Source organism: Pirellulales bacterium (assembly GCA_035656635.1).
GTDB lineage: Bacteria > Planctomycetota > Planctomycetia > Pirellulales > JADZDJ01 > DATJYL01.
Genome location: DASRSD010000129.1, coordinates 1 through 10,378 on the forward strand (window position 1 = coordinate 1; position 10,378 = coordinate 10,378).

Here is a 10,378-nt window from a genome sequence, read left to right on the forward strand (position 1 = left end):
CGGCCGCGAGCAAGAAGTGAAGCCGTTCTTTTTGCGCGCCCAAAAGGCTTACGAGGTTCTTGTTGATCCGGCGCGCCGTGCGAAATACGATGCGCGTCTTTCCAACAATGATTGGGGCCGGCCGGAGCCAGCATCGGTTTATGAAATCAAGCCAATCGACGAATTTCAGGTTGCTCCCTCATCCTTAGAGGCTTCCGTAGTTTTGCCGCCAGCCCGTCGCCGGCTGGATCCGGGAATTCGTAAGATCATCATTTTTGTCGCCGCTTGCATTGCATTGGCCGTGCTAATTGTGAGCGTGCTGTAGATCTGCTGGGCCCACTGGAATTGCCATTTCTCGGCCAGCCCGGAATAAAGGCGCGCCGATCAAGCCGCGGCGCTTGACTTTGCCCACTGGCATGTGCGAGGCTGGTTGGCGTGAGGAGGTGGCCCATGCGTCGACGGTTGGCAGCTTCTAGTTTATTGCGCAACATACAGTGGTTAACGCTGGGGTTGCTTGTTGTACTGGCTGCCGGCGTTTTAAGCCGCATGGTTGCCCAGGCCGATCAACCCAGCGATTCCTCGTTGCTGACGCAGCAGCTTCAAACCGGCGAATTTGCTCCGGCGCTGGAAGCGGCTCGAGTGGCCGGTTCGGCCTCCGACCGCATGCGGATGCTTTCTGCGATTGCGGTGGCGCAAGCTTCTGCCGGCGACCATCAAGCGGCGCTACAAACGACCTCGCAAATGGACGACGATGGCAGCCTGAGCGATACGCTGTCGGCAATTAAAGCGCAGCCGCTGACCCCGGCCGGCCGGTTTGGCGGAAACCAGGCGGATTTCGACCAACTCATCGATCTCATTACCTCGACGGTTGCGCCGGCCAGTTGGAGCGAAATGGGGGGGCCGGGCAGCATCATGGGCTATCCGGCCGGAGTTTACATCGATCCTCATGGTGTGTTGCGGCCGCTAGTAAAAGTCGATCGCTCGGTTGGTTTAGCGGAATTGCGGCAGGCTTCTTTGCATTCAGCCAGCAGCGATATGCAGCAGAGTTCAGCGCTGCGTAAGGTTTCGCTGGTTCGCCTGGAGCGGCAAGTGGAATTGCTGGCGGCGCAAGGACGACGGCCGACCGAAGAGATTCAGGCAATGGCCGGCTTGCAGCGAATTCGCTATGTGCTGGTTTATCCCGAACAAGGGGATATTGTTTTGGCCGGACCAGCAGGGCCCTGGCAGACCGATCGTGAAGGGCGAATGGTGGGTAAAGAATCGGGTCGACCGGTGCTGCAACTGGATGATTTCGTGGTGATTTTGCGACGGATGATGTCTGCCGCACAGGCCCCTTTGGGTTGCAACATTACTCCCACCGACGCCTCGCTGGGTGAAGTGAAATCGTTTGTCAGCGAATCCAACAAAACGCCCTTGAAGCCAGGCCAGCGTGACGAGTGGCTGAAGCGCCTGCGAGAAAAGCTGGGGCAGCAAAAAATCGAGGTGTATGGAATTGATCCACGAACCCGAGTTGGTTTGGTTCTGGTGGAAGCCGATTATCGGATGAAGCTAGTGGGCATGGGCTTGGAAGAGGGAGTATACGGCGTGCCCAGTTACCTCGACATGATTGAGCTAGCGCCGGGGCAATCGCCGCCACCCATGGATGTGTTGCGCTGGTGGTTCACCTTGAATTACGATGCGCTGGCCGCAACGCCGCAGCACGATGCCTTTGAATTGCGGGGGCAAGGGGTGCAAGTGCTCAGCGAAAACGAAATGCTGACGGCCGCCGGACAACAAATTCATACGGGCAATTCTGACGCTTTGAATCAACAATTTGCCCGAAACTTCACCAAACATTTTGCCGATTTAGCGGTGAAGTACCCGATTTACGCCGAACTGCAAAACATGTGCGATTTGGCATTAGTGTGTGCGCTGGTGCGTAGTGAAAATTTGCCCGATAAGGTTCGTTGGCACATGCTTTATTTTGGCGATGTCCAGCATTATCAAGTTCCACTGGCCGTGGCGCCCAAGGCAGTAGATACCGTGATCAATCATCGGATCTTCAACAAGACAACCATTATCGTGGGCATCAGCGGCGGGGTTCGGATTGATCCCAAGGCCCAAGTAAAAGACGCCACATTCAAAACCGACAACTACGTTTTGCCCTCGCTGCGATTGCACGACGCGCCCAAAAAAGATGATGGCCCGTTGCGCTGGTGGTGGGATTAAGCAGTTGATTAAGCAACCGGGATCAAGCAAGGTGGTTATGGCTTGATCGAATTATTTGCAGTCGCTCTTTTCTTCGGAAGGCTGGAACACGGTGTAAGCTTTGCGGGGAGCAACCGCTTCTCTGCTGCATTCCTCGGCTTCGGTCTGTGCCAGTGTTCCCAATTCTAACAAGTCGCTCGTCTGATCCAGCAAGTGCTGGTAGGCGCCGTCCCAAGTGTCCTCAATTTCCAACGGGTCAAGCTGCTGCAGATCTAACTTGGGCGCGCTCGCGTGTTCATGGGCCGGCAGCTTGGCCGCCGTATTGTTGCCGGCGCTATTGGTCTCGTCGCCAAAGCTGACGACACGATCGACCAAATACAGCGGTCGCTTTCTTACCTGGTCGTAAATTCGCACGACATATTCGCCCAGCATGCTGATGCCCAGGGCATTGAGGGCGGCGAAAAAACTCATCGTTACTAACTGTGAGGTCCATCCCGGAATAGCTAAATCGGTAAATATCCGGCAATACAGGGAGTAACTGCTGACGGCTAAAAACATGGCCAATGCCAGCCAGCCTAGCCAGCCAAACACCGCCAGCGGAAGCGAAGAAAACGAAAAAATTGCCGTCTTTGCCAATCGCATCAGACCGCGCAATGAAATTCGGGGTTGCTCGTCATAACGTGAGCCGCGTTCAATCGGTATGCCAATTTGCCGAAAGCCCAACCAAGATCGCATCCCGGGTAAATACCGATCGCGTTCACTCAGCAGCAGCAATTGGCGCACTACTCGGGCGTCTAGCAAGCTGAAGTTTCCCGCATCCACTGGAATGTGCGTGTTGGAGATCGACGACAGTAACCGATGAAAGGCCGCAAACAACGCCCGTTTGCCGAACCATTCTTTGCGGCATACTCGAATGGCATACGCCACGTCGTAACCGTTTTGCCAAGCGTCCAAAAATTTGCCAATTGCCTCGGGCGGATCTTGCAGATCGCTGTCCATGATAATGACGGCATCGCCTCGGGCGTGCGTCAGTCCAGCGTGAATTGCCGCTTGATGGCCAAAGTTTCTCGAAAGATGCACGACACGCACTTCTTCGAAATGGCAGGCAATTCGATCCAACGCTTCCGTGGTTCCATCGAGAGAACCGTCATCGATAAAAATAATTTCGAAAGTGGTTCGGCAGGCGATCAGTGCACAGCGCAACCGCTGGCAAATCTCCATGAGCACGCCGCACTCGTTGTACACCGGAAGTACGACGCTAATCAGGGAATCAGAAACCAGTGGCCGAGACGGAGGACTAACGGGTTCGCTCATTTCGATCGGTCCGCAATCTCATTTAAAGTGGAATTGCAAGGCTTTTGCAACAAGTTCCGGCCGTTGCCGCGCTTGGTGCGCCGATTGCTAATTGCAAACAGCACTACTAACAAACTTAGGCCAAAACCGGAGGCTAAGCGGCTGTAGCGCAGGCCGGCGGGTTGGAATTTTAAGGCAACTTCGTGATGGCCGGCAGGAACATACGTTCCCATAAAGTCCCCATCAGCCTGCAAGATCGGAGCGGGGGCACCGTCGATCGTGGCGTGCCAGCCTCCGTGATAGCTTTCATTGACGATTAAAAATTGCTCGCTCGGGCACTTCACCTCCAGTAGCAAGTTGCCTGGCTCATCGGCGAGGACTGCCACGGGTTGCGGTGGGTCGGCTTTCGGTGCTGGCGGGCCATTGGTACTTTGCGATGCAGCTGGTTGATGAGCGGTCATCTGCGGCGAGCTTTCTTTCTCGACGAGTGCTTCTGCGGTGAGCGAAATTTTGCTGATGTCGACGGCCGGGTTCGCGCTGGCCACGGTGTGCGAAACCAACCACGCCCTGGGTTGTGGGTCGCGCAGTCGGATCCAAATGGTGCTTTTGCCCATCGAAAAGACCGGTTGGTCGGGAACAATCTTCGTGCGGTCCAGCTTGGCAACCCAACCATGTTGATTTGCATTTTCCAATTGCTTGGCGGCATCGGCAGCAATCCACTGTGCTCCGGCGGCGCGCAAGGCGGCGGGTTGGCAATAATCAAGCTTTTTTATGGGGTCCAAACCGGCATAACCATCCACGCGCTGCCAGCCGTCCAGCAAAATCTGATCGCCAGCACGCACCGTTTTTTGCCCAGGCGCCGCTTCCGTGCCGTTGGCCAAATCGAGCGCTACCCGTCCCGAGGGAAATCCAGGCGGCGGGTCGATTTTGGCAATGAATTGCGACAGTTGCTCCACGTGGCCATAAATCGAGTAGCTCATCCCGTATACACCCAGATCGATTGCCGAAAGCAAAATGAGCGCTGCCAACGCCCATCGTCCACCGGCACTCGCGCGCAAAACTAGGCAAACCGCAGTTGCCATAATCACGGGCCCAACCGCCACCAGTGGATACGAACTGAGATAGGGACGCCAACAGCCCATCGCCAACACCGTAAAAGCGGCACTGCCAAGCGGCAATGCCCACAGAAGTTGCATTCGATCTCGATGGGATGGGCCTGAATTCGACAGGTCCGGCTCACTTTTGGGCCAGCTCGAATTTCGCGCGATTCCTAGGAGAGTGGAAAATCCCAATGCGGCCAGTACGGCGACTGCCAACTCAAAGACCACGATCGCCCGCGAAGGGAGCCGAAATTTGTTCAACAATGGTACATGGTTTTGCAACCAACCGAGCGGGCCTAAATCGCCCAATGTCCATAAGAGCGCAATGGCCGCTGCAGTAAGCGCGGCAACGGTCAAGGTTCGATGTTGGTTCGCACGCTTTCCACGGCAGAGCCACCACACCGCCAGTGTCAACGGAACTGCTCCCATGTACATGCCGAATTCGTGAGTAATTCCCCCGATAACACGATTGGCGAATAGATAGGGAGTCAGCAACTGCATCCAGTTCAACAGTGGCATGGATCCCTGGGTGGCAAATCCTTCCGCTGCGCTCGATTGGCGAACAGAGTGCTGCAGCGCATCAATCGTTGGCAGGAATTGCACGCTGCCAATCAGTGCGCCGAGCAACACCGCCAGCGACCATCGGAGCAAGTCTTTCATCACCGCCGAAGACGATTTGCTTGCTGTCATAGCCAGGAGCAGAATGTAACCAACCTCAACCGCCAACGAAAAGATTACGTACTGCGGATATCCGAGTAATAGCTGTGAACCCGTTAATCCAGCTATTACGCAAAACGCTACACCCTGGCGGCGGTTTGGTGCGGCCTGAGTTACGGATTGCCTGTTTGGATTGTCGATTACCTGCGTTCGCACCATCTTGTCAATTGCCCACAACAACCACGGCAAATGGGCGACAATCGCCAGACCATTCAAATGCATGAGGTGCAACAGGTTGAAGCTTCCAAACGTGAACACCATGGCCCCAAAGCCGGCTGCCTCGCGCCGCAAATTCCACCGCCGCAAAAACAAATACATTCCAGCCAACATGAACGGGTAGCTAAGCCAACACTCAAGATCGAACGCTACCGACAAGGGCAATGTTTTGTACAACAGCCAATGCAGCGGATGATACGAGCCAAGCTGCCCTTCGCCAGTTAAATAAAATCCACAATACATTCCAGGACACCAATCGAACGGTTGGCCGCGAGCCAATTGTTGCACATAAAACGCGCGCAACGGCAGGTGATACCAGCCCAAATCATCGACGGTATAAATCTGACCGGTAAGTAGTGGCCAACCGAGTGCCGTCAACAAACCGGCGATTGCAAAAATCAACGCAATTGCCGTGGCATGACGACCGAAATTCGAACGGCGATTGGAAACCAGGGATTCGGAACTCTGCGATGTCTGGTAATTTATTCCCGAGGCATTGCTCTCTTCCAAATCAAGGACGGCGGTATTGGAATCTTGGATCATATAAAAATCTCTAAGAAACTTGCACGCCTGGATCGATCGACAGGCCGCGGAGATGTGGGGCATCGATCATGCGAAAGGGCTTTACCAAATCTTGCCAGTGCTCGCCGCATTGCTCGATGCGGGAATCATTGATGGGGCCCAGTTGATTGGCGGCCAGTGCCAAATAACTAATATTCTCCGGCCGCAGGCCCATGATGCGGGCAGCGGTAGCATCGACCGCGGTGCAATTCGGTCCGATGAGAATCAATCCCATCGGTTTGGGGCTCCCCATGATTGGTCCGTCCCCCTCCATGCACATGATTCCGTCCACGATTGCCAGTGAGCGCGGAAGCGAGGCGTTAATGTCGTAAACGGTTTCCGGAATGCCAGCGTGATGGAGCACGTTTTTCGGCCAGCCGTAAACAACGCCCGGGATCGTGCCGTATAAGTTTTTCATGGAGGCGGTCATGCCGACCCAATGATGCGTTTTTAATTTCGGCATGGAAACAATAAAATCGGCCTCGCACACACTGCGCGGAAAATAAAATCCCACCAAGCGGCTGGCGCGGCCACGATTCTTTGTCCACGCGACTTGCTCGTAATTCAAATCGGCAAAGGTCAATCGTCCGTCGTCCAAGACGCCCTGCATTCCTCCTTCGACCAGTGCCATTTCCGTATCGCGCACATGACCTGGACCTTCGCCAACAGTCACTTCCGCACCCCAATTGCGAAACACTTCGGCAGCGGCCAAAACCACGACCGGATTGGTCGTCATTTGCGGTGAGTTGCGGGTCGGCTCTACCAAATTCGGCTTCAGCAGAACCCGTTTACCGCGGAATTGCTGCGGCGTTAATCCTGTGGCAAGCAGGCCATCTTCAATGGTTTTTTGCAGCGGTCCGTCGTACCGTTGATTACGGGCGATAAACACTGGCTGCCGTGAAGCAAAAGCCCGCTTTATTAGGGGCAGCCCGAGAACTCCGGCGACTGCAACGCCGGTAGCAATGAGCAGCGACCGGCGATCAAAGCTACCCGGCGATTGCGAAACGCCGGCACGCTCGACGGCTGCTGGGGCGGAATCAGATTGTTCGTTGTGGGCGTTTGTTGTCATGCAGGCCGAGTGTGTTTGATCAGTGGGCATTCTTCGCCTTGCGAGGCGAGCGCAAGAAGAGCCAGCGTCAACGGCGAGGCATCTCGCTGAATCGTGCGGCGATAAGCCATTTCCAGCCAGGTTGCACTTGCGGTAGGTTGTCGATGGTGAGCGGTTAACCCAAGCAAGCCGTAACTGAGCGAAAGGGGCGTAGTTTCCGCCGATAGGTTCTCAAGCAGATATTGCAGAGACAGCTCAATGCGCGGATCGTCAATTTTTTCTCCGGCCAATGCCAATAGCGCAATGCCTGTCGGTTCGACGTGCGGCCGCAATGTTTGTCCTAGCACGACCGTGTTGCCGTAATTGCAACCGCCGGTAGAAAGCAAGCGATCGACCAATAATCGCACCCCTTCCCTCGTGCGCGGGTGATTGCCCAATCTGAGCGACTTTAATGCCAACACCGACCACGCGGTCGGCTCTTGCCACGAATGGGTTCCAATGACCCAGGGCCAGCCGATGAGCCGACCATCGTGGCCGAATTCCGGCGAGTTTTCCACGGCCATTCCTGCCGCCGTGAGCAGCCATTGTTGAGCCAAGGGGAGATTGAGCTGGGGTTTGCCACCCAGATGCGATGCCACCGCAGCGGCAAAAGCGGCTTGTGCCGTAGGCCAAGCCGATTGAGTTAGCTCAGCAAACGGAGCGATATTGCCGTTGCTTGTTTGTGCGGCTGCCAGCCACTGCAAAGGGGATTGCGCTTCGGCAGTGCGCCCTGCGCCCAACAAAGCCAGCGCGGCCAGTGCAGTTGGCTCGGCTGCCGACGGTTCGTTCGCATGATAGCCCCAGGGCGCGCATGCTAAGCGATCCAACGTGGAATTCATCCACGGCGTTTCTAAAAGTTGCATCGATAAATCCGGCGCCGACGTTACAGGCATAAAACGCGCTACAATCCGAATTGCTTCGGCTGGATTGTCTTCCAGGCTGACTACGTTCAGCTTCCTACAGACGGTTCATTCCACGAGTTTTTATGCGGATTCCACATGCAACAATAGCTTTTTGCGGGCGCAATTTCGGGCAGATGAAATGGTCCATGCACTGTGCGGAAAAAATCCACAATGTCAGGTTGGCAATGCCCAGCACATCGCAAAGTGCCAACGGCAACGGTCGTTGCGCGCGACAAAGCAAAAAGTTTTTGCCACCAGAGAAGATTTCTTAAACTTCCCGATTTGACATCGGGCAAAGACAACATAGGTTTGATTGCACAGGCGGAGACGACTTGAGCAATCGAGCGGCTCCGGCGTGTGACATGGCTTTCGGGCTGTGGAAAAACGTGGCTTCCGACCGCCGAACGAACTTTTCGAACGAACACTCGGCGCGAGGAGGAAACGCATTTGATTCGTACCCGCTGGTCCTTGAGCATCCTCGAAAAAGGCAAACCGGCTGAAAGGCCGCGACGCAAAGCGATGGGTCCTGAGTTTTTGGGATCGCCACGCTACCGAAGGGATGTTGCACGCTGAAGGCTCCGTTGGGAGCAAGAGGTGGTCAACTCTCAGATCGAGGCAAGGCCGCTTGTTGTTTCCAATCCGAAAGGTTTTTGTCGGGCGCACATGCAGGCAGGCGTCGGCCAAAAGTTGTCCGGCGTGGCACCCGGCGAAACCGCAATCACTCATGCTGGCGAACTAGGCCTGAGGATGGCGGAAGGCCTGGGTGCGCTGGCCTAGGAGGGGCAAATGAAGCGCTGGGTTTTGTGGGGTCGTGAATTTTTAGTTTGTGAAGATGGTCCAACGGCAGTGGAGTACGCGGTGATGTTGGCGTTGATTGTGGTTGTTTGCCTGGCGGCAATCGGCACGATCGGCACGAATGCCAACACAACGTTCCAAAACGTCGCGAATTCGCTGGCCAGTGGAAGTTAATTGTTTTGTTTGTTTTTCACTCTCCTTAGAGAGGATGTTCCTATGACGAATTGTCGGCACACCATTCGCCGTTTTTTCGGCGGTGAGCATGGCCGAGCCGTGGTGCATTGTGCGGTACTGTTGGAACTGATTGCCATTGTCTGCCTGGCAGTGATGGCATCGATTCACATCAATCCGACTTCCAATGCACACGGTCCAGCCAATTCGTGGGCTAGTGGCCGTTGAAAAGTTGTTCGCAGTGATTGTGTTTCGTGAACGGTTTGGTTTCTCTTTTCTTTTTTATCTTCTTAACATATGAGGTTCGACCATGTCGAATGCGTTACTCAAAATTCGTAAATTCCTGACTTCTGAAGATGGCCCCACGGCAGTGGAATACGCCGTCATGTTGGCCTTGATTGTGATTGTGTGCTTGGCCGCCATTGGCAACATTGGCACCAACGCCAAGACCACGTTCACCACGATTGCCAACTCGCTGGCCAGCGGCAGCTAATTGACCCTGGTTGTTTTGGGATTGTTGTTTACTTTTCAAGCCTGGGGGTTACGACCCCCAGGCTTGTGTTTTTGAGGCGCAAACTGGACGGGCCGTTCATGCGGAATTAATGCCGGAAGGCGCCGTGCGCGGCGACAAGGGGCCGGGTTTTGACGTAAAGTTTTGTAATTGTTCCTCGGAGGTTGCGCTACGGTTGCCGCGGGATGAAAGGCAGCGACGAAACTTGATGCGAAGTCTGGAAAGACCAATCGGCATCACGGGGTGAACGAAGGGAGACTTGCAATGCAGGTTTGGGTCGCGAAAATCCGTCGCCTTTTTAAATCTGAAGACGGTCCGACGGCAGTGGAATATGCCGTTATGCTGGCGCTAATCGTGGTGATTTGTTTGGGGGCCGTCAGGACGATTGGCACGAACGCCAAGACAGCATTCACCACTATCGCCAATTCGCTGGCCAGCGGTAGTTAGAGGGCCACAACCTTCTGAGGGCCGCTGCTGAGAACATCTAAATTTCATCCTGCGATATGCACGGGCAACAACGCCGGATGGTCTTTTTTAACGTATGGTTGAGTAGGTACGCTGGAGCGTTGAGGCCGCGTTAACACGTTGTAGCCCGCGTACAGCGCCGTGATAACTACTCCCATCGCGAATTCATTTGTCCGTATTGGTGATTACCATGTATCCAGCCATTCCCGTTGAAATGTATTCCGGTGTCGTTAGCTTGCTGTCCTATTTCTTCACGCTTGTCGCGGTCCTGGTTACGTTGGCGGTGGCAGCACGCAACTAATAAATTTTGCCTGGTGGTTCGACGCGAATTGCTGCTCCGTAAAAGAATTCATTCTCTTTTAATTGCTACATAAAAACATTAACTCCCATGCAT

The 10,378-nt window shown here is 54.8% G+C and carries 10 protein-coding genes and 1 riboswitch; of the genes, 6 read left to right on the plus strand and 4 right to left on the minus strand.

Annotation, left to right across the window (positions count from 1 at the left end; genetic code table 11):
* Positions 1 to 304: hypothetical protein (locus tag VFE46_12280; protein HZZ28771.1), on the plus strand; the 304-nt coding region annotated here is incomplete at its 5' end.
* A gap of 125 nt (positions 305 to 429) precedes the next feature.
* A complete protein-coding gene (locus tag VFE46_12285) occupies positions 430 to 2,187 on the plus strand; it encodes a DUF1598 domain-containing protein (GenBank protein HZZ28772.1) in 1,758 nt (585 codons plus the stop codon).
* Between the two features lie 51 nt (positions 2,188 to 2,238).
* On the opposite strand, the gene VFE46_12290 is transcribed toward VFE46_12285, so the two are convergent.
* Genes VFE46_12290 through VFE46_12305 form a run of 4 tightly spaced genes read right to left on the minus strand, consistent with a single transcriptional unit; the run spans position 2,239 to position 8,003 of the window.
* A complete protein-coding gene (locus tag VFE46_12290) occupies positions 2,239 to 3,480 on the minus strand; it encodes a glycosyltransferase family 2 protein (GenBank protein ID HZZ28773.1) in 1,242 nt (413 codons plus the stop codon).
* Positions 3,477 to 6,035, minus strand: a complete 2,559-nt coding sequence (locus VFE46_12295; protein HZZ28774.1) for a YfhO family protein — start codon at positions 6,033 to 6,035, stop codon at positions 3,477 to 3,479. The genes VFE46_12290 and VFE46_12295 overlap by 4 nt, the downstream gene beginning before the upstream one ends.
* Before the next feature lie 10 nt (positions 6,036 to 6,045).
* Complete coding sequence (locus tag VFE46_12300; GenBank protein ID HZZ28775.1) at positions 6,046 to 7,152, minus strand: DUF362 domain-containing protein; 1,107 nt, start codon at positions 7,150 to 7,152, stop codon at positions 6,046 to 6,048.
* Entirely contained in the window at positions 7,119 to 8,003 is an 885-nt protein-coding gene (locus VFE46_12305) for a hypothetical protein (protein ID HZZ28776.1), read from the minus strand. Before VFE46_12305 ends, VFE46_12300 begins: the two co-directional genes overlap by 34 nt.
* Before the next feature lie 515 nt (positions 8,004 to 8,518).
* A riboswitch (cyclic di-GMP riboswitch) is annotated at positions 8,519 to 8,598 on the plus strand.
* Positions 8,599 to 8,828: 230 nt separating this feature from the next.
* On the opposite strand from VFE46_12305, the gene VFE46_12310 reads away from it, so the two are divergent.
* The 4 genes from VFE46_12310 (at position 8,829) to VFE46_12325 (ending at position 9,966) form a co-directional block, all read left to right on the plus strand.
* On the plus strand, positions 8,829 to 9,011 hold the full coding sequence (locus tag VFE46_12310; protein HZZ28777.1) for a Flp family type IVb pilin: 183 nt from the start codon (positions 8,829 to 8,831) through the stop codon (positions 9,009 to 9,011).
* A 42-nt stretch (positions 9,012 to 9,053) separates the two neighbouring features.
* Positions 9,054 to 9,236 carry a hypothetical protein gene (locus VFE46_12315; GenBank protein ID HZZ28778.1) on the plus strand — a complete coding sequence of 61 codons (183 nt, stop codon included), beginning with the start codon at positions 9,054 to 9,056 and terminating at the stop codon, positions 9,234 to 9,236.
* 82 nt (positions 9,237 to 9,318) lie between these two features.
* Positions 9,319 to 9,501, plus strand: coding sequence for a Flp family type IVb pilin (locus tag VFE46_12320; GenBank protein ID HZZ28779.1), 183 nt, complete (start codon positions 9,319 to 9,321; stop codon positions 9,499 to 9,501).
* A gap of 282 nt (positions 9,502 to 9,783) precedes the next feature.
* On the plus strand, positions 9,784 to 9,966 hold the full coding sequence (locus VFE46_12325) for a Flp family type IVb pilin (GenBank protein HZZ28780.1): 183 nt from the start codon (positions 9,784 to 9,786) through the stop codon (positions 9,964 to 9,966).
* Positions 9,967 to 10,378 lie beyond the last annotated feature (412 nt).